Origin of the sequence: Streptomyces sp. NPDC059255 (assembly GCF_042752355.1) — a bacterium.
In the GTDB taxonomy this organism is placed as follows: Bacteria; Actinomycetota; Actinomycetes; order Streptomycetales; family Streptomycetaceae; genus Streptomyces.
The window spans coordinates 106,765-125,115 of sequence record NZ_JBHYZP010000005.1 but is presented as its reverse complement, the minus strand read 5'-3'; the positions used below and the strand labels follow the sequence as shown (position 1 = coordinate 125,115).

16 protein-coding genes and 2 pseudogenes are annotated in these 18,351 nt (G+C 69.3%); 9 read left to right on the top strand and 9 right to left on the bottom strand.

Features of this window, described 5'->3' with window-relative positions:
• The first annotated feature begins 962 nt into the window (after positions 1 to 962).
• Positions 963 to 1,763, top strand: a complete 801-nt coding sequence (locus tag ACFXKG_RS09385) for a phosphoadenosine phosphosulfate reductase (RefSeq protein ID WP_384835273.1) — start codon at positions 963 to 965, stop codon at positions 1,761 to 1,763.
• A 114-nt stretch (positions 1,764 to 1,877) separates the two neighbouring features.
• Here ACFXKG_RS09385 and ACFXKG_RS09380 read toward each other — a convergent pair whose 3' ends face one another.
• The 7 genes and pseudogenes from ACFXKG_RS09380 to ACFXKG_RS09350 all read right to left on the bottom strand — a co-directional run.
• Entirely contained in the window at positions 1,878 to 2,729 is an 852-nt protein-coding gene (locus tag ACFXKG_RS09380) for a hypothetical protein (protein ID WP_384834818.1), read from the bottom strand.
• Positions 2,730 to 2,788: 59 nt separating this feature from the next.
• Entirely contained in the window at positions 2,789 to 3,889 is a 1,101-nt protein-coding gene (locus ACFXKG_RS09375) for a DNA phosphorothioation-associated putative methyltransferase (protein WP_384834815.1), read from the bottom strand.
• Between the two features lie 15 nt (positions 3,890 to 3,904).
• Positions 3,905 to 4,231, bottom strand: a complete 327-nt coding sequence (locus tag ACFXKG_RS09370) for a hypothetical protein (RefSeq protein ID WP_384834812.1) — start codon at positions 4,229 to 4,231, stop codon at positions 3,905 to 3,907.
• 463 nt (positions 4,232 to 4,694) lie between these two features.
• Positions 4,695 to 6,476, bottom strand: coding sequence for an ABC transporter ATP-binding protein (locus tag ACFXKG_RS09365; RefSeq protein ID WP_384834809.1), 1,782 nt, complete (start codon positions 6,474 to 6,476; stop codon positions 4,695 to 4,697).
• Positions 6,473 to 7,564: a hypothetical protein gene (locus ACFXKG_RS09360; RefSeq protein ID WP_384834806.1), complete on the bottom strand. Its 1,092-nt coding sequence runs from the start codon at positions 7,562 to 7,564 to the stop codon at positions 6,473 to 6,475. The genes ACFXKG_RS09365 and ACFXKG_RS09360 overlap by 4 nt, the downstream gene beginning before the upstream one ends.
• Before the next feature lie 6 nt (positions 7,565 to 7,570).
• Positions 7,571 to 8,629 carry a DUF1611 domain-containing protein gene (locus tag ACFXKG_RS09355; protein ID WP_384834803.1) on the bottom strand — a complete coding sequence of 353 codons (1,059 nt, stop codon included), beginning with the start codon at positions 8,627 to 8,629 and terminating at the stop codon, positions 7,571 to 7,573.
• A 395-nt stretch (positions 8,630 to 9,024) separates the two neighbouring features.
• A pseudogene (locus ACFXKG_RS09350) lies at positions 9,025 to 9,150 on the bottom strand (6-pyruvoyl tetrahydropterin synthase family protein); the annotation flags it as partial.
• On the opposite strand from ACFXKG_RS09350, the gene ACFXKG_RS09345 reads away from it, so the two are divergent.
• On the top strand, positions 9,144 to 9,983 hold the full coding sequence (locus ACFXKG_RS09345; protein ID WP_384834800.1) for a type ISP restriction/modification enzyme: 840 nt from the start codon (positions 9,144 to 9,146) through the stop codon (positions 9,981 to 9,983). The pseudogene ACFXKG_RS09350 and the gene ACFXKG_RS09345 overlap by 7 nt on opposite strands.
• Before the next feature lie 113 nt (positions 9,984 to 10,096).
• Here ACFXKG_RS09345 and ACFXKG_RS09340 read toward each other — a convergent pair whose 3' ends face one another.
• On the bottom strand, positions 10,097 to 10,615 hold the full coding sequence (locus ACFXKG_RS09340; protein ID WP_384834797.1) for an ATP-binding protein: 519 nt from the start codon (positions 10,613 to 10,615) through the stop codon (positions 10,097 to 10,099).
• 180 nt (positions 10,616 to 10,795) lie between these two features.
• Between ACFXKG_RS09340 and ACFXKG_RS09335 the strand changes: the two are divergent.
• The 7 genes and pseudogenes from ACFXKG_RS09335 (at position 10,796) to ACFXKG_RS09305 (ending at position 16,847) form a co-directional block, all read left to right on the top strand.
• Positions 10,796 to 11,711: pseudogene (locus tag ACFXKG_RS09335) on the top strand (helix-turn-helix domain-containing protein).
• The gene (locus tag ACFXKG_RS09330; RefSeq protein WP_384834794.1) at positions 11,665 to 11,805 is read left to right on the top strand and encodes a DUF397 domain-containing protein; all 141 of its coding nucleotides are present in this window, start codon (positions 11,665 to 11,667) and stop codon (positions 11,803 to 11,805) included. The pseudogene ACFXKG_RS09335 and the gene ACFXKG_RS09330 overlap by 47 nt, the downstream one beginning before the upstream one ends.
• A 283-nt stretch (positions 11,806 to 12,088) precedes the next feature.
• On the top strand, positions 12,089 to 13,003 hold the full coding sequence (locus ACFXKG_RS09325) for a hypothetical protein (RefSeq protein WP_384834792.1): 915 nt from the start codon (positions 12,089 to 12,091) through the stop codon (positions 13,001 to 13,003).
• Between the two features lie 90 nt (positions 13,004 to 13,093).
• Positions 13,094 to 13,444: a hypothetical protein gene (locus ACFXKG_RS09320; RefSeq protein WP_384834789.1), complete on the top strand. Its 351-nt coding sequence runs from the start codon at positions 13,094 to 13,096 to the stop codon at positions 13,442 to 13,444.
• A complete protein-coding gene (locus ACFXKG_RS09315) occupies positions 13,438 to 13,776 on the top strand; it encodes a type II toxin-antitoxin system PemK/MazF family toxin (protein WP_384834786.1) in 339 nt (112 codons plus the stop codon). Before ACFXKG_RS09320 ends, ACFXKG_RS09315 begins: the two co-directional genes overlap by 7 nt.
• Positions 13,777 to 13,851: 75 nt before the next feature.
• Positions 13,852 to 15,195, top strand: a complete 1,344-nt coding sequence (locus ACFXKG_RS09310; protein WP_384834783.1) for a hypothetical protein — start codon at positions 13,852 to 13,854, stop codon at positions 15,193 to 15,195.
• A complete protein-coding gene (locus ACFXKG_RS09305) occupies positions 15,192 to 16,847 on the top strand; it encodes an MFS transporter (protein WP_384834780.1) in 1,656 nt (551 codons plus the stop codon). Before ACFXKG_RS09310 ends, ACFXKG_RS09305 begins: the two co-directional genes overlap by 4 nt.
• A gap of 36 nt (positions 16,848 to 16,883) precedes the next feature.
• Here the strand turns inward: ACFXKG_RS09305 and ACFXKG_RS09300 are convergent, their stop codons facing one another.
• Positions 16,884 to 18,275, bottom strand: coding sequence for a methyltransferase domain-containing protein (locus ACFXKG_RS09300; protein WP_384834777.1), 1,392 nt, complete (start codon positions 18,273 to 18,275; stop codon positions 16,884 to 16,886).
• Positions 18,276 to 18,351 lie beyond the last annotated feature (76 nt).

Sequence of the window (18,351 nt, the reverse complement as noted above, 5' to 3'; positions counted from 1 at the left end):
CAGCGAAAGAGCTACCGCCACGACGATGACCACGATGATGAGGGTCACTTCTGGGAACGTCAGTGGGCGAATCTGGGGCTCGGCGCAGTGTGCGCGCTGCGGCTTGCGACTCAAGGGATATCCCTTCTCATTGTCTGCTGCGGACTCCAACTGCACGCGTCTCGGCAGCGGTTGCCGACGCCACCCGTACGCAGAGATCGATAGTGACAGGCACCCAAGCGCGGAGGCCAATCGCTGGCCTCACCCAGCCCGTTTTGTTGCACCGACGTCCCGATCTGGGGACAAAAAACCTGGAGGGCTCCACCGCAGGTCAGCGTGCGTACGACGGAGCGATCATCTCAGTTTTGTCCCAGAAACAGTTGACCGTGGCTTCGACCTCGTCGAACGATGGCCCTATCACCAGGAGTAGCTCATCGAGCGCTCATGGATACCCGGGTCACTGCGGACTCCACCTATGGATTCGGGAGCAACGAGCTGGCCGCGTTGCCGCGAGGGCCGCTCAATCACGGTGCTGCTCCGGAATTCCGGAGCAGCACCGCAGCCCCAACCCGTTGCTGCGCTGAAGGCGCCTCCCGCCGATTCGGTTGAGGGCGGGCCGAGGCGCCATCACGAGAGTCCGGCCACGACTCGAAGGCCCCGGAGGACCCCGCCCACCGCCGAGCCCGGCCATGCACACTGGCAGGCCAGCAACCGGTATCACCGCTCCAACGCGATCAGTCCAGCCCAGCCACCCGAGGCGAAACGGCAGCGCTAGAGCGCCGTTCATAACACGCGATCACCAACACTCACGGACGGCCATTGCAGTTGTTCGCTACCAGCTGTGAGAGGAACACTTGATGCCGTCGGGCTATATCCATACTGTCTCTCATATGTCGATCTCGCAGCAGACCACCGGAGCCCATCACGCCGATCCCACTGCCTCCGTCCCTCGAACTACTGCCAGCAAGCCGAACCGCCGCCCCATGAAGGTTGTTTCCTACGGAGGCGGTGTCCAGAGCACAGCCCTGCTCGTGCTGGCCGCTCAGCGAGAGATCGACTTCCGCACCTTCCTGTTCGCCAACGTCGGGGACGACAGCGAGCATCCGGCGACCCTCGCGTATGTGCGTGAGATCGCCATCCCGTACGCCGCGCGCGCAGGACTGGATGTCCACGAGCTCAAGCGACACCGACGCGACGGAGCCACGGAAACGCTCATGCAGCGGCTGAACCGGCCGGACACTCGGTCTATCCCCATTCCGGTCCGCATGGCCAACGGCGCTCCTGGCCGCCGCAACTGCACCGCCGACTTCAAGATCAAGGTGGTCGGCCGGTGGCTCCGGCAGCATGGCGCCACTACGAAGGCACCGGCGGCGGTCGGCATCGGCATTTCGCTCGACGAAATCCATCGCGCCAACCGTCGGCGGAGGGAAGCCCACGAGGTCATCGAGTACCCTCTCCTCGACCTCGGGCTGCGCCGAGACGACTGCGAGCGCATCATCACCGAGGCTGGCCTGCCGGTACCGCCCAAGAGCTCCTGCTTCTTCTGCCCCTTCCGAACCGTCGACGCCTGGCGTCACCAGCGCAGGCACGAGCCCGAGCTGTTCGCTCGGTCGGTCCGGCTCGAGGAGACAATCAACCGCCGACGGGCCGCGCTCGGCCGGGATGACGTCTACCTCACGAGGTACGGCGTCCCGCTCACACAGGCCATCCCCGACGAGAGCCCGGGGGAAGGTGACGGCGATGAAGATGAGGGAGCGTGTGACTCCGGCTGGTGCATGACCTGATACGTACCGAGCAAGCCACGATGGGTGGGGCCCGAAGCCATGGCTTCGGGCCCCACCCATCGTTTGCCCCTGGGATGCCGACATGGCCGCCACAGGGCACTGCAGGTGCCGGAATCAGAGTTCGGGCGGCTCGCCGGGCTGAAGGTGGAGGACGGCGAGGTATTCGCCGTAGGGCATTTCTTCGTCCACCCATCGGCTGCCGCCTGCGGAGTCGGGAATCCACATGCCGTCGAGAAGGTACTTGTCGTCGAAGACGGCGACACGGTCTTCCTTCACCGCTGCCGCCATCAGCAGCTGCATCCCCAACAGCAGGACCGTGGAGGCTTCCTTGACCGTGCAGACCTCGGTGTGCCCCGTGGGAAAGACCTTCCCGTCCACGTCGCTGCCCGGCTCGGGGATGGGCGCATGGCCCCGGACCGCCATCTCGTGCTGGGCAATCGCCTGAGTCACCGCTGCCGCCACCGGCGTGCCAGCGCCCGGCACGCCGTCCCGGGCATGCGTCCGCAGATGGTTGGCGACCGCATGCGAGTGCACAGGCCATGTGTCGGGGTGTTGTTGCAGCCGCTGCTCAGCGGCCTCGACGGCGAGCCCAGGCTCCGTGGTGTCCGAGTGCAGCAGCCGGACGAATCCTTCGAGTGCTGCGCGCAGGTAGCCGAGACGGACCTGGTGCTGCTGCCACTCCTCCATCATCTCGGTCCAGACGGCGTCGAAGTCGAGGCCCGCTGAACACATGCCGCCGTCGTCGTAGGACATGTCGAACGTCACCGTACGCAGGCCCTGGGCGAGACGCAGCCACTTGTAGGCCGTGTCCCAGCCGTTCTGCGCCCCGGGGACTCCTGTGACGGCGGAGGCATGCTCCACCCAGTCTGTGAGTTCGCGGACATGGTCCTCGGGCTCGGACAGCGCGAGGGTGGACAGCGTTCGGTATGAGGGCAGGCAGGAGCCCTCCATCCAGGTGGTGGTCATGGGTGGAGCGTGGCACACGGCACTGACAATCACTGCGGCGCCGAGAACCGGAGCGAGGCTCAGGTGCTGGTGGTGCGCCGTACGAGCCTATGGCCTCGCAACTCCCGCTCGTTGCGGCCGAGTTCGCGCCCCCATCCCTCTTCCGTGCCAATCAGGTGCGGGTTCTCGTAAAGACCGGCGCGGACCTCGGCGTCCGTGAGCCTCCGGTACTTGGGTGCGTCGGGATCATCCTCGGCAAGGAACTCGTGCTTGCGGTGCAGCAGGGGACGGTTGTTGGAGTCCGCGTACGAGGTGAAGGAGGACTTGAGGGTCTTCAGGTCGACGGCATACGAGGCCGCGATTCGCGGGTGGGGATCCGCGTCGAACTCGGGATAGTCGAGCCAGCTGACCCCGCGGCCCTGATGGCGGAGCTTGACGACAGACCACTCGCCAGGACGGCCGGCAGCAATGCTCGCGCACTGCTCGTACAGGCGCAGCACGGCTGGGATCCGATGGAGTGCGCGGCGGTGAACGTACAGGGCGGTCGCGGTGAATTTGCCGGCGATTGATCCGTTCATCGCCCGGCGGACGTAGGTGTCGTCGCGCAGTTTGAACAGCAGCCGATCCGCTCGGTGGCACGCCTCGGTATACGACGGGAAGAAGGCACGGATGTCCAGTTGAACCGGCAGGGGCAGACTGCTAACCGGGCCTCGGCCGTGAAACAGCTCCAGCGCGAGGAACTGCAGTGTGTCGAGGGCTCCGCGCTCGGCGCTTCGTTCTACCTTCGCGGGGTCGGCTTCCTGCTCGGCAAGGCGCTTGAGTTCAGCGGGGCGCAGATGGCCAAGGAGGCTGATGATGGGCTGCGGCATTTCCTCCAGCTGAGGCATCCTGCCGCGCTGTTCGAGATGATCGACGACCGAGGTGATCGCCGAGGCGGTGTCCTCGGACGCCAGCCACTCCCCGTCAGGAGCGACCTGTCGGGCGAGATAACTCAGTTGCGCCGCATCGTCCTTGAACGCGTAAACGATGCCAGGCGCAGCCGACACGCAGTGGACACCGGTGGCTTCCTCGACGTAGTCGCGAAGCTCGCCGGCGGCGTAGAGGTGCTGGAAGGTACGGCGTTGGGTGAGGATGCCGTCGCCGTACTCGGTGCCTTTGATCTGGTTGCGCTCCCACCTCAACCTCGCGGGACACCACTAGCCCGACTTGGCGAGGTCCCAGACCCGAAGGAGCGTCTCGCGCCGTTCGGCGGGATTCTCAATCACTTTCAGGACATAGGTGAGAGGGACCACCTCGGCCGGCTCACGCCGCCCGTTAGGAAAGTGCACCGGGTCCCAGCCCACAGCATCGAGGCCGAGGTGCAGCAATGCTCGTACATCGCCGCCACGTCCACACCCGTAATCGAGTGCCCCCGTGCCTGGCTCCAGCTGAAGGTCGCCAACGGCACGACGAGCGAGGAGCGACAGGCCGACACGACCGATGACGGTGTTATGTCTCTGACTGGTCCAGAGCTGCTGGGTCATCAGTGTTCCCTGATTCACGGATAGGCCAGCGTGCGACAGCTCCGAACTTTACGTGACACTCGCTCCGGCGGTCCGGCTTACAGGCGAGGCGAGTGCCAAGACTGATCTCATGCCACACGGTTCGGGGCACCGCCGTCGACCACACCACCGGCATAGCCTTGGCATCTAAGCGACGCGTCCGAGTGATGACTCCCCTTGGGAGCCAACTGGGAGCCGGATCCCTCCCGAGAACCTTCCCAGACTGTCCGAGACCACCGCACGCCAAGGTCCTGAACAGGCAAAACAGCAACACAGCCGGTGCCACTCCCACCCGAACCTCATTCGGGACGAAGAGGTCGTGGGTTCAAATCCCGCCACCCCGACGCTGGCCAGAGGGCCTATCGGAGAGATCCGATAGGCCCTCTGACGCGTTTGCCGGCAGAAAGCGTACAGCAATCGCAGTGTCCCTCAGGGACTGGACGCGTCAGGCGGCTCGCCGGGGCGCCCGCGCAGCCTCCCGCCGGGCCGACACCGAGGCCGGACCGGGGCACGTGCGCAGGGTGCCGTCGTCGAGATGGATGGTGCGGGTGGCGAGGCGGGTGAGGGCCGGTCGGTGGGTGGTCATGACCGCTGTTCGGCTCTCGACCAGGCGGCCGAGCGCGCGGACGACGATTTCTTCGGCGGCGTTGTCCAGTCCCGTGGTGGGTTCGTCGAGCAGCACAACGGGGGCGTCGGCAAGCAGGGCGCGGGCGATGCCGACGCGTTGGCGCTGGCCGCCGGAGAGTCCGGCGCCTCGGTCGGCGAGCCGGGTGCCCAGGCCATCAGGCAGGCGTTCGGTGAACTCGGTGACCAGGGCTGCCTCCGCCGCCCAGGCGACCTCGTGCGGGCCGGCGTCGGGTCGGGCGTAGCGGATGTTGTCGGCGATGGTGCCGGAGAACAGGAACGTGTCCTGCAGCACGACTGCGATCTGGCGGTGCCGCCAGATGGCGGGGATGTCGGCGAGGGGGAGTCCGTCGAGGAGCAGGCGGCCGCGGGTGGGCGGGTAGAGCCCGGCGATGAGGGAGAGCACGGTGGATTTGCCGGAGCCGTTGGGTCCGAGCAGCGCGAGGTGTTCGCCGGGGTGGACGGTGAGGTCGAAGTGGTTCAGGACGGGGCCGCGGCCGTAGTCGAGGGTGATGTCGCGCAGGTCGATCCGGCCGGTGGCGCGGTCGGGCAGGCGCCGGTGTGGTGTCGGGGGCGGGGGTGGCTGGTCGAGGATGGCGGCAACGCGTTCCGCTGAGGCCGCGCCCTGGGGGAAGGTGATCGAAAGGCGGGACATCGATCGCATGGGTTTGATCATGTCCTTGAGGTAGCTGGTCACCACGACCAGCAGCCCGACGCTCCACCAGTGGTTCACGACACCGAGGCCGCCCGCCCACAGCAGTGTCGCGGTGGCCACCGCGGCGGCGGCTTCGAGCAGTGGGGTGAATCGGGCCCGCAGTTCGACGCTGCGCAGGCCGGCGTCGAGGGTGGTGCTGTTGCTGCTGGCGAAATGTGCGTCGTGCAGGTCCTGGCGGCCGAAGGCGTGGATGGTACGGATGCCTTGAAGGGATTCGGTGACAAAGGTGGCGAGGTGTCCTTCGGCGGCGCGCTGCCGCCGTTCCGTCTGGCGGGTCAACCGGGTGTAGCGCGCGGCCGTGAAGAATATCAGCGGGGCGCCCCCGATCGCGATCAACCCCAGGCGCCAGTCGACGGAGAGGATGACGGTGGCGTAGCCCGCGAAGGCCAGCAGTCCGGGCAGAAGTTTGGAGAACAGGTCGACCAGAGCGTCCTGGATCCGGCTGGTGTCGATCGCGATGCGGCTGGTCAGTTCCCCGACGGCCTGCCGGTCGTGGTAGCTCATGGGGAGCCGTTGCATGTGGGCGAAGACGTCCGTGCGGATCTCCGCGGTGATCCGCTCTCCGGCGCTGTTCATCACACGGTCACCGAGGTAGTCGAACGTCCCCGAGGCGAGAGTGATCAGCAGCAGTGCGGCGGCGGCTACGCTGAGCATGGCCAGCGGTGACGAGCCCACGATGCCCGTGAGCCAGGACAGTGGGCCGCTGGTCCGGCCCTTGAGTACGTTGTCGATGACCAGCGCCAGTGGCCAGGGTGCCGCCAGGTCGGCGATCAGCTCTCCGATGCGCAGTCCTACGCCGAGCACGAGCGTGCCCAGGTGCGGGCGGCCGTAGGAACGGAATCGCCACAGGTATCGCATCATTCCCACATCGGCTCGGCGGGCCTTCATCTGCTCACCTCCCCGGTCAGGTCCGCGCGGGCGGCGCCTTCGAGAGCTGCGTTGCTCGCGCCGGGGCGTATGCCGTGCTCGGCCATGGCGGTCAGCACCACCGGCGCGAGTCCGGGGTCGGCACGCGTGATCGCGGACAGCAGCCGGGAGAACTGGCGGCGTTGGCTCAGGGCCTCCTTGGTCAGCCGGGCGGCATCGGCTCCGGCCGAGTCCATGCCGCGCAGCAGCGCCGCATCGAAGCGTGCCGCGTCGGCACCCGTGGCGACAACCCGCTCACGCGCGGACCAGCATGCCGATGCCCACACGGTGCCGTCGGCGTGCGGGTCCTGGTCCCGCCCGCCCAAGAAGTGCGCCATTGTCCACCGGGGCTGCAGTTTGCGGCGCCGCGGGTCCCACTCGGCGATGGTCCCGCGGTGCCAGCCGTAGATGTCCGAGGTGCCCAGCAGAATGGCCGTGAGGACATCTGCGGTGCCCTCGTCCAGAGCGATCTTCCGGTTGGTCTGCTGCGCCGGGGGACGCAGTCGGTTGAGCCGGAAGTCCGCGGTGTGCCGGCACAGATGATGGCCGACCTCGTGACAGATGATCGCGGTGTTGTGTGCGGGGGCGTGGAAATACCGGCTGCCATCTGGTGTCGGAAGGAATCCGGCGCCGCCCCCCAGATGGACCTCACCGGCACAGCTGAGAGTGGCGGGCTCGTCCGTAAGTGACGATCTGGGAAGCCGGTAATGCCCTCCGTGCCAGCGGCGGGGCTGGTTGTGCATCCCGATTCTGACCAGCAGGCGAGGGAGAGGGTGACCGAGCAGGGCTGAAGCGAACCGCAGGGCACGCTGGACGTGGAAGGCCGTATTGGTCACGCCGAAAGCTCGGGCCTGCCGGTCTGCGACGGCGTCAGCCAGGGGGCCGCCACCGGCCGCGGGGTCGAACATCAACGTGGAGCCGTCGAACAGCCGCCCGCCGCGCTCGTCACGGACCGTGGCCTCGGGCAGCACCACTTCGGCCGGCCGCAGCTCGATGACGTCCAGGGCGGCTTCACGCAACTGCCCGGGCCAGGGACGTCCGTCAGGTATGTAGACGATCGCCGGGATCACGGGGCATCATCCCCGGACAACAGCGTCGGCAATGGGTCCCGCCGGGGCGACGGTCTGCCGGACCGGTGCGCGCACCAGGTCCACGGCCGCGCCGTTGGCCAGCTGTGGCGGGGACAGGACCGGCAGTCCGGTGGCCGCGTGTGCTTCCTGCGAGGCGAGGGGGCTGGCGGTGACCAGGCCACTCACCATGCGGACCGGGACCCCCAGTCCCTGCAGGATCGTCACCCCGGCGACTGCGTCCAGCGCGTTGGCCGCCGCCAGTACGACACCGTGGGCGAATCCGGGCAGGCCCTCGACAAGCGCCCGTGTCTCGGACTGCAGCAGCCCGTCGGCGATCTCCAGGACGACTGCGTCCGCACCGTCGTCGACCAGGGCATCGCGGATGGCGATCATCGTGGTCCGCAGCCGCTCGACCGGATAGCCGAACGTGGAAGACATACCGAAGTCGAGGAATTCGGCCACGGTGCTGGCGCCCGCGTCGATGTACGTCCAGCGGTCCTTGCCACTGCCGGAACCGGTGACCTTGCCCGCACCGGCAGCCAGTCCGGCTCGCGTCCAGCCACTCACCATGGCCGACGCCGTCGTGGTCTTGCCCGCGTTCATCGACGAGCCGAGCACGACCAGAGTGCCCCACTCCGGCGCCGTGTGCGGCGAAGGCGTCCGCGCATAGTGTTCCAGCGACAGTGGCGTCCCGGACCGGTCGTTCAGCGTGCCGATCACCTTCAACTCGGTCGGTGGCAGCCGTCGCGTATGCGCCGAGGCGACCGTTCCCACAAGGCCGCCCGCCGTCAGCAGATGAACATTGGGCCCGGTCGGCAGGTAACCCTCGTAGAAGTCCGTGGCATACCGGTTGCCGTACGCACCCACCACAATGTCGCCCCAGTAGAGACGGACGCGCCGACCGTGGACATCCTCCAGATGGTCAAGCTCGCCCAAGTGGGCCACGGTGGCAACCACAAGATCCCCGAGCTGCGGTTCGCGAACCGACCCACCGGGCACGGTCGCGTCCCGGTCGTCGATTCTGCGCGTCACATAGCCCCACTTGGCCCCAGCGAAATCTTTCATCGCAGACCCCTCATCCGTTGCGGATCGGGCCCGTGCCGGCGCCCGAACGGGTAGTCGTCCATTCGATTCGCTCGTAGCTATGATCCGGGCTCCCCGGACCGACCGCATTGTGGTGGTGGCTCCGACGGTGACCGGTGAGGCGAAGGTCCGGGGTGGGAGTCCGCAGGTCACGGAGTTCTCGGCGGGTGCGGTGGTGGGGGTGCTGCCGCGGGTCTACCGGGAAGCTACGACAGCGGGACCGCACGGGGCTTCCCTCCCGAGTGCGGCGGGCGGTGGGCAGCCGCTGCGCGCGTATGGTCTGATCGGGTGGATTCGCCTGCGCGGGACGCTGTTCGTGATGGATCCGTCACGGAGGGCCAGCCGGACCGCCCCAGGACGTCAACCGCCGGTCGCCATCACTCCGGCCGGTACTCGGCCCACGTCTTGGGCGTCTCGGAGACTCTGACTGCGGTCAGCTCCGGAAATCGACCGGCCCAGAGGTCGAAGATCCATAGGGCCAGATTCTCTGCCGAAGATGAGATTCCCCCTTACTGACATGGACTACTTCAACAACCGCAGCGGTTGTGCCCGCCCCCTCTACCGCAACGCCGCCGGCACGATGCCCAGCGTCACGCCCGGTCTGCTCCCCCTGCTCTCCAGGCGGCTCGACGTGCCGGTCGTCGCCGAAGATCTGCTCGCCAACATCGCCGCGGTCGCGTCCCACCCGGAGTACACGACCCGGTTCCGGGAAGACCTCGAAGTCCCGGGTACGCGGATCCCCCTCGCCGGGGACCCCCGTCTGTGGGAGCGGAGCGTTGCCATCGGTCAGCTTGTCCTGTGGCTGCACACCTACGGCGAGCGGTACGCCGACGAGAGCGCCGGGAGGCCGTACGGCAGGGTGTTGCTGCCATACGACCGCCCCCGGTGCGTGGAGGAGATCCCGGACGACGCGGAAACCATGCCGGAGAAGCCGGCGTACGACCCTGTGGCACCGGACCTGTGGGTCGGCGCTGGACGGATCAGTCCGGTGCCCCTCGCGGTCCGGAAGTACGAAGTGTCCGGAATGAACATTCTCAACAAGTGGTTCGGCTACCGCCGGAGAAAACCCGCCGGCAAGCGACGCCTCGAACTGGACCACGTGGTAGCTCCGCGCCGGCTTCCCGCATGGACCACGGAACAGCTGGAACTGCTGAATGTCCTCGGCCTGCTCGTGCGGGAGGAGCCGGCGCAGCCTGCCCTCTTCGATGAGGTGTGCCCGGGTCCACTGATCACGGTGACGGAGCCGGCCACAGCGGGCATCCTTCCTGTGCCCGCAGAGGCGACCAAGGCGCTGAAAGCGACATCGGACACGGGTGACGCCCTGTTCGACCTGTGAGCGGGGCAGCGGCTCGTCTCCACTGCCATGTCCGTGGTCAGGCAGAACCTGCCTACATACGGGCCTCAGGCAGCGAGACGACTCACTGCGCTGCCCCCTCCGACTCAGCTATTTCATACGGTAGTTGGCGAGGTGATGGCCAGCTCCGCCCAGACCGTCTTGCCCAGCGGGTGACGTGGCGCCGAACCCCAGCGCACGGCCAGGACGTCCACCAGGAGCAGCCCTCGGCCCGACTCGCCCTCGGGAGCCGACGAAGGCGCGGTCGGGGGAATCCGTTTCGCCGACGCCGCGTCCGCGACCTCGACGCGCACCAGGCCCGCCGCCGTGTCGAGGGCGAGCCGGAGGCCGAAGTCGCGTCCGGGCACGCGGCCGTGCCGCACGGCGTTCGCGGCGAGTTCGGCGACGACGAGGGCGACCGCGCACGACACGTCCGACGCCGGCGGATACCCCCACTCGCCCAGGTGCCGTACGGCGAGCCGCCGGGCCAGTCGCGCGCTCTGCGGCGAGGAGGCGAACTGCGCGACAAGCGGCGGCGGTGCGCCCTGTCCGTCGGCGAGGGCAAGTGCCTCCGCCACTGGGGGCGCGGCATCGCGCCCGGGCTCATCCGCCGGGACGGTCGTTTCTGTCAGCACGGGGGTGTTCCGTCCTTCTCTGTCGAGCGGGGAGATGTCGCACGGTGTGCACAATTCATCACTTTCCGCACTCAAGAGTCGTCCGGTCGGCCTACGATCAACAGGTGACTCGGCCTTACTTTTCACCCCGTAAGGAACGGAAGTGACGCTTTGGCCAACGCAATTGATCCCAGTACATCGATGGCCGCGCTGTTCGGTGCGCGGGTCCGCAGGCTCCGTACGGCGGCCGGACTGACCCAGGCCGAACTGGGCGACAGAACGCATGTGGTGAGCACCCGGATCACCCAGATCGAGCGGGCGTCCGGGGCGAAGCCCACCCGGGAGCTGGCGCGGGCGCTGGACGGGGCGCTCGGCGCGGACGAGCTGCTGGTGGAACTGTGGCCGTACGTGTACCGGGAGGCGTTTCCGGACTGGTCGCGGAAGTTCATGGAGTACTCGGAGCGGGCGGTCGTCATTCGTGAGTACGCGGGACATCTGGTGCCGGGTCTGTTGCAGACCGCCGTACGCACGGGCGGTGCTGCGTGTCGGCCGGACGCTCCGCAGTAAGGAACAGTTGGAAGAACGGGTCCTCGTTCGCGTGGGGCGGCAGGAGCGGCTTCGCTCACCCGACCGGCCGGAGCTTTGGGTGGTCCTCGACGAGGCGGTGCTCAGGCGTCCGGTCGGCGGCCGAGCGGTCATGCGCGAGCAGGTGGAACAACTGCTCGCGAGCAAGACGGCCCCTCACATCACTTTGCAGGTAATGCCGTTCGACCAAGGCGAGCACGATGCGATGGGCGGCTCGCTCACCATTCTCACCATGCCGGACGGCACGGAGATCGCCTATACGGAGGGCGCGCACTACGGCCAACTCATCGAGGATCCGGACGAGGTCAGGAGCTTCTCACTGTCCTACGATCGGCTTCGGGCGGCAGCCCTGCCCCCGCCCATGTCTCTGGACATGATCCGATCCGTGTGGGAGGAAAAATACCGTGGCGCGAAGGTCCCGTCCCGAACTGAACGGCGCCGCCTGGCACAGGAGCAGCTACAGCAATCAGGAGGGCGGCAACTGCGTGGAGGTGGCCGACGGATTCCAGGAGGCCGTCGTCCCCGTCCGTGACAGCAAGGTCCCGCACGGTCCGGCGCTGTGCTTCCAAGCCGGCGCCTGGGCCGCCTTCATAGGTGAGTTGAGGGCCGGACACCACCGTCCCTGAGGCGGCCGGGCTCCGGTCGCCGTCCACGTCCCGGGCTCACCGGACCCCTGTCCGCGAGGGCCCGGCACGCCACTGACCTCCCCAAAGAACCTGGGAAAAGAACTACCCACCCTCCCACCCTCCCCGGCCGAACGGCCCGCGTCACTCGTCCGAGTGACCGGCTTGCAGGGGCGGGATACGAGCGGTTACGTTCGCCGCGACAACCGCACACAGACTTCGGCCCCCGGCCGGGACGGCAATCCCGATCGAGGGCCTGACCTCTCAGGAAGAAAAGACCTTCCCGATGGCTGATTCGCAGTCTAACGCGCCTCAGCGCGCTGCCGCCGGAGCTCCGACCTCCGGCGTGATTCATGTCCGCAGCCGGCTCACCGCCGACTTCACCGTGATCTCCAACGCCCTCGCGCAACGGCGCGGCAGCGCGGTCACGGTCGGTGTCGCGGCGTACATCCTCTCCCTGCCCGACGGCGCCCCCGTGAGCATCACCGCCCTGTGCGAGCACTTCAGCGAGGGCGAGATCCTGATCTCGCGGGCCCTCAGGGAGCTGGAAGCGGCCGGATACCTGGAGCGCCGCCGCGAGCGCCTGCCCACCGGGCAGATTCGTACGCGGACGTACTTCTACGACGTCCCCGGCGGCGGCGACGGAACCGATGGCCCCGACGGGCCGTCGAAGCCGCCCCGGCCGCGCAAGCGGCGCGGCGCCGGGGAAGCCCCGTTAGCCTCGGTGCCCGCCACGGAGGCGGCGCCCGCGCCCGAGGCCGCGCCCGCTCCGGACGTCCGCGAGCGGGCCGAGGAACCGGCGCCGCTCGCCGACGCCGACCCGCTGGCAGTCGCCGTACTGTCGACGCTGCGCCGCGTCGATCCCCGCCTCGTACTGTCCGCCCGCGAGGCCGCCCAGTTGGCGCCCGGCGTCTCCGAGTGGCTGGCCGCCGGGGTCGGAGCACCCGAGATCACCGAACTGCTCACCACGGGACTCCCCGACCGCTTTCGGACCCGCCCGGCCCGCGTCCTGGCCTTCCGCCTGCGGGAGCAGCCGCTGCCCGCACCTCCCCCACCTCCCCTCCCGGAGGACACCGGGCGCCCCGTCATGCTGCCCTTCCAGACCTGCGACGGTTGCGAGCGCGCCTTTCGCGCACCGGAACCCGTACGCCACTGCCGGGACTGCCGGCCGTCCGAGGAACGCCTGCCGGCTACCGCCTGAGCCGTCGGTTCAGAGCGCTTGACCAAAGGAGACACGAGAATGAGACTGGGTGTACGACATTTGTCATACACGAGGGGAAGGGAGGCAGGAATGGCTTCGAAGCCCGACTCGAAGAGCAGTGCCTCAGGTACCACGGCCAGGAGGCCCACCACGTCCGCGGCCCGTCCGAAGCAGGGCGGGGGCGGCGCGACGAGCGTGGCCCAGGTGCGGCTGCGCCCGGACGAGCTTGAGGACCTGCAGCAGGTGATGCAGACCCTCAAGCTGCACTCGCTGTCCGATGCCCTGCGCGAGGGGCTTCGGCTGCTCTCCCGTGAGGCAGCCGAGGTCGCCGCTTCCCGAGACATCCGCGAGTTCTACCAGGGCGCCCAGGCTCCGACTCCCGCGGGCGTTCTGCCCGCGACCGCGGACGAGCTGGCGGCGGCGGACGAGACCGAATGGTGAATATCGGCTCCGCCCTGCGGGGCGAGGTATGGGGTTGCGCTCTCCCCAGCCCCCTCGGCCCGCATCCGGTTCTCGTCCTCACGGTGAACCGCGTCGCGGAACCTCTGTCAGCGGTCACCGTCGCCGTGATCACCGGGACCCCTGGCCCCGGCTCCACCCACGTTCCGATCGGTCCGGACTGCGGGACGACCAAGTACGACGAGTCGTACGTGAACTGCGCCGACCTGCACACTGTCGACAAACCCAGGCTTCGGCGGCGCCTCGGCCTGTTGGCTCCGAGCGAGATGCGCCGCGTGGAGGAGTGTGTCCGCGTGATCCTGGGGCTGGCGTAGTTACGCAGCTGGTGCGTTCACACGGGTGCTTCGCCCCGGTCGCGCGTTTGCCGCCATGGCGATCTTCTTGTGGTCATGAGCGACAACGGCGACGGTCGCCTCCCGGACCCGGAGCGCGGCGAACTGGACGAACTGCGGCGTCGGCTCCATGCCCTGGAGAAGGGCGGGGCGTCGCGGACCGCGGGGCGGCATCCGTGGCGCTCGGTCGGCTCGGTTCTGTTGATCCTCCTCGCCGCGCTGCTGTCGCTGCTGTCCGTCGTGGCGGTGTGGGCGAACAGCATCGTGCGGGACACCGACCGTTACGTCGCCACCGTCGGGCCGCTGGCCAAGAACCCCGATGTGCAGAAGGCGGTCACCAACCGGGTCACCAGCGTGGTGCTGGCGCAGATCAACGTGGACGCCCTGGTCAAGGAACTGGCGACCGCGGCTGCGCAGAAGGGCGTCCCGCCCCGGGCTGCGCAGTTGCTGAAGAGCCTGGACGGGCCGATCACCAAGGGGCTCGGGCAGCTGGTCAGCAGCACGGTGGAGCGGGTGGTCACCAGCAGTACCTTCCAGACCGTCTGGGTGAAGGCCAACCGCCGGGCGCACACCGCTCTCGACAAGGCACTGACCGGGCAGGCCAACAGCGCGGTCTCGCTGAAGAACAACCAGGTCACCATCGACGTGGCCCCGATCGTCGCCAAGGTCAAGGACGAGCTGGTCAGCGCGGGCTTCGGGCCCGCCGCGAAGATCCCCACCGTCCACACGAGCTTCGTCGTGTTCGCGTCGGAGGATGTCGGCAAGATCAAGACCTGGCTGCGTGTGCTGCAGATCCTCGGCGGCTGGCTGCCCGTCATCGCCCTGCTGATCGCCGCCGCCGGGGTCTACGTGGCGTTCAACCGCCGGCACGCGCTGATCGGGACCGCGCTGGCGGTGTTCGTCGCCATGCTGGTCCTCGGTATCGCCCTCACCGTCGCGCGCGACGTCTACCTCAACCATCTGCCTCCCGGTACGTCCCAGCCCGCTGCCGGAGCCGTGTACGACGCGCTGATCAAGTTCCTGCGCGCCGGTGTACGGGCGCTCGCCGCGGTCGCTCTCTTCACCGCGATCGGCGCGTTCCTCGCCGGTCCGTCCCGTATCGCCGTTCTCACCCGCACGGGCTGCCGCAGAAGCATCTCCGCGCTGCGTGACACGGCGGGATCGGCGGGGCTTCGCCTGGGTGCGGTCGGGCGGTTCGTGCACCGCTTCAAGCGCTGGATCGGGGTCGTCATCCTGGTGGTCGCGGCCATCGTTCTGTTCACCTGGACCTACCCGACCATGGCGGTCGTGGTGTGGACCGCGGTACTCACGCTGGTCGCCTTCGCGATCCGTGAATTCCTGGACGCCGGCACCGGCGCCGGCGCCGCCCCGCCCGCCGGTTCGTCGACGGTACGGCGTTGACCCCCAAGGCGGACAGACAGGGCACGCGCGGGAGGGCGGCATCGGCGCGGATCGTCCTGCTGACGCTCGCGGCGGGCCAGTTCCTGATGGCGCTCGACAGCTCCGTCATGAACGTGTCGATCGCGACGGTGGCCGACGACGTGGGCACCACCGTGACCGGGATCCAGGGCGCGATCACCGCGTACACCCTGGTGATGGCGATGCTCATGATCCCCGGCGGCAAGGTGGGCGCGCTGATCGGCCGCAAGCGGGCCTTCATGATCGGCTGTGCCGTCTACGGGTGCGGGTCGCTGACGACGGCGCTCGCCCCGAACCTCCCGGTGCTGCTGGTCGGCTGGGCGCTCCTGGAGGGGGTCGGGGCGTCGCTGATCCTGCCCGCGATCGTGGCGCTCGTCGCCGGGAACTTCGCCGTGGAACGCCGCCCCGGCGCGTACGGGCTCGTCGCCGCCGCCGGGGCGGTCGCGATCGCGGTGGGGCCGCTCATCGGGGGTGTGGCGACGACGTACTTCTCCTGGCGCTGGGTGTTCGCCGGTGAAGTGGTGCTCGTGCTCGGCATCCTGGTCCTCGCGCGGCGGGTCGCCGACGCGGCGCCCGGCAGACGTCCGCGCATCGATCTCGTCGGGGTCGCGCTCTCCTCCCTCGGGCTCGGGATCTTCGTGTTCGGCGTGCTGCGCTCGGACCAATGGGGCTGGTTCCGGCCGAAGCCCGACGGCCCGTCGTGGCTGGGGATCTCGCCGGTCGTGTGGCTGATGCTGGCGGGGCTGTTCCTGCTCTGGGCCTTCCTCCGCTGGGAGGCGCGGCTCGTCGTACGGGGCAGGGAGCCGCTCGTGGACCCGGCGCTGCTGGAGAACAAGCAGCTCACCGGCGGCCTGACCATGTTCTTCTTCCAGTACCTCGTGCAGATGGGCGTGTTCTTCGTCGTACCGCTCTATCTGTCGGTGGCGCTCGGCCTCTCCGCGCTCGACACCGGCGCGCGCATTCTGCCGCTCTCGGTGACGCTGCTGGCGGCCGCGACCCTGATCCCGCGGCTTCTCCCGGACGTCTCGCCGCGGCGGGTGGTGCGGCTCGGGGTCCTCTCCATGCTCGCGGGGGCGGTGGCGCTGATGGCCGCGCTCGACGCGGACGCGGGCGCGGAGATCGTCACGATTCCGCTGCTGCTCATCGGTCTCGGCATGGGCGCGCTGGCCTCCCAGCTCGGCTCGGTCACCGTGTCCGCGGTGCCGGACGCGCAGAGCGCGGAGGTCGGCGGCGTCCAGAACTCCGTCACCAACCTCGGGGCCTCGATCGGTACGGCCCTCGCCGGGTCGATCCTGATCGCCACACTGACCACGTCGTTCCTGACCAGCGTCGAAGAGAATCCGGCGGTCCCGTCCACGGTCAAGAGCGAGGCGAACGCCCAGCTCCGGAGCGGTGTGCCGTTCCTGTCGGACGCGCAGCTCAAGACCGCGCTCAAGGACGCCGGAGCGAGCCCGGAGGTGACCTCCGCCGCGCTCGACGCGAACGCGGCAGCAAGACTCGACGGGCTGCGCGCCGCACTCGCCGTCCTCGCGCTCAGCGCCCTCGTCGCGCTGTTCTTCACGCACCGGATCCCTACGGTCCAGCCCGGTTCGGCCACGCCCGTGTCGGCCACGCCCGGTTCGACCGAGTCGTAGCGGCGCGCGCGGGGCCGGTGAGGCGGGCAGCGCGGTTCAGGGGAGGCGGACCGCTCGGGCCAGGAAGTAGGCGTGGGCGTCCTCGTAGCAGTCCAGTTGCCAGCCGCTGCCGTCCAGCATGGGCCGCAGGTTCGGTTCACCCAGAGGGTCGTCGGGACTCAGCGGGCGGCCGTGGCGGGCGGCGCGTTCGACGCGGCCGGAGGGGTGGAAGAGGAGGAGGGCACCGCCCGGGGCGGTGACGCGGGCCCATTCGCGCAGGGCGGTGACCGGGTCGGGGAGGTGGTCGAGCAGGCCCGCGGTGAAGATCCCGTCGACCGTGCCCGGCGGCAACGGCAGCCGGTAGCAGTCGGCGAGCAGCAGGCCGGCCGGGCCGCAGCGCCCTTCGCGGGCCGCCGCCAGGAGCATGGCCGCGGTGACGTCCACGCCGAGGACCGCCCCCTTCTCCCCCACCCCGGCGCGGAGGGCAGGCAGCGCGCGTCCGGTGCCGCAGCCCAGGTCGAGCGCCGTCTGACCGGGGCGCAGGCCCAGGCGGGCGACGGCCTGTTCGTACCTGGGCCCGTCGGCGGCGAACCGTGCCTCCCAGGTGTCGGCCTTCGGCGCGAAGAACGCACGGGTCGCGGTGAGCGCCGCCCGCGCGGCCACCAGCACCGCGAACCGCCCGAGCAGCAGGTCCGGGTACGGAGCCGGCCCGGCCGGGGCACGGGGTGCGGGGGCGCTGAACTCGCCGAGGGGGACCTTACCGCCGAGCTTGTCGGTCTCGCTGGCCTCGCTGAGCTTGTCGGTCTCGTTGGCCTCACCGAGCATGCCGGTCTCGTCGGCCTCACCACGCTTGTCGGTCTCGTCGGCCTCGCCGGTCACTTCCGTATACGTATCCGAATCCGAATCCAGGTGGAACGGCAGCCCCCACGCGGCCCCGCCCACCCGGAACGCCCGCGCCGGGCACCGCTCGCAGGAGGTCAGCGGCACCGCGCCCGCGGGCAGTTCCAGCGCCTCGCCGTGGCGGTGCGGTGCCCGCAGTCGTTCGGGCGCGTCCGTGAAGAGCGGGTCCCCGGCCGCCGCCGGGCTCGTGCGGACGTCGCCGCATCGCGCTCGCCCGCCGGGCTTCGTACCTGGCTCCGTACCGGCCACGCCGCCCGCCGCCACCGCCAGCAGCCGCGCCCCGGAGCCGGCTCCGAGCACCGGGACCTCGGCGGCCAGTGCCGCGCGCAGCAGGGCCAGTTCGGCGTGGTGCGTGGCGGATCCGGCGTCGTGGTGCGCGGCTGCCGGGCCGCCGGTGATCACCAGTGCCTCGACGCCGGCCAGGCTCCCCGGCAGCGGGTCCCCGGCCGCCACGCGGCACAGCCGCACCCGTAGCCCGGCCGCCGCCAGCGCCTCACCGATCGCGTACGGGCCTTCCTCTCGCCCGTGCTGCACCACCAGTACGGCCACAGCCCTCACCCCAGTCAGCGGAATCCGCAGATACCAACCAGACCAGGGTGGACACGCAGCACGTGCCAGTCAATGA

Excerpts from the sequence above, each read along its gene's own strand:
- ACFXKG_RS09310 (WP_384834783.1), top strand. The coding sequence starts at position 13,852 with ATGAGCGACAACGGCGACGGTCGCCTCCCGGACCCGGAGCGCGGCGAA.
- ACFXKG_RS09380 (WP_384834818.1), bottom strand. The coding sequence starts at position 2,729 with ATGACCACCACCTGGATGGAGGGCTCCTGCCTGCCCTCATACCGAACG.
- ACFXKG_RS09370 (WP_384834812.1), bottom strand. The coding sequence starts at position 4,231 with ATGACCCAGCAGCTCTGGACCAGTCAGAGACATAACACCGTCATCGGT.
- ACFXKG_RS09385 (WP_384835273.1), top strand. The coding sequence starts at position 963 with ATGAAGGTTGTTTCCTACGGAGGCGGTGTCCAGAGCACAGCCCTGCTC.
- ACFXKG_RS09320 (WP_384834789.1), top strand. The coding sequence starts at position 13,094 with ATGGCTTCGAAGCCCGACTCGAAGAGCAGTGCCTCAGGTACCACGGCC.
- ACFXKG_RS09345 (WP_384834800.1), top strand. The coding sequence starts at position 9,144 with ATGAGATTCCCCCTTACTGACATGGACTACTTCAACAACCGCAGCGGT.
- ACFXKG_RS09355 (WP_384834803.1), bottom strand. The coding sequence starts at position 8,629 with ATGAAAGATTTCGCTGGGGCCAAGTGGGGCTATGTGACGCGCAGAATC.
- ACFXKG_RS09365 (WP_384834809.1), bottom strand. The coding sequence starts at position 6,476 with ATGAAGGCCCGCCGAGCCGATGTGGGAATGATGCGATACCTGTGGCGA.
- ACFXKG_RS09325 (WP_384834792.1), top strand. The coding sequence starts at position 12,089 with ATGGCTGATTCGCAGTCTAACGCGCCTCAGCGCGCTGCCGCCGGAGCT.
- ACFXKG_RS09315 (WP_384834786.1), top strand. The coding sequence starts at position 13,438 with ATGGTGAATATCGGCTCCGCCCTGCGGGGCGAGGTATGGGGTTGCGCT.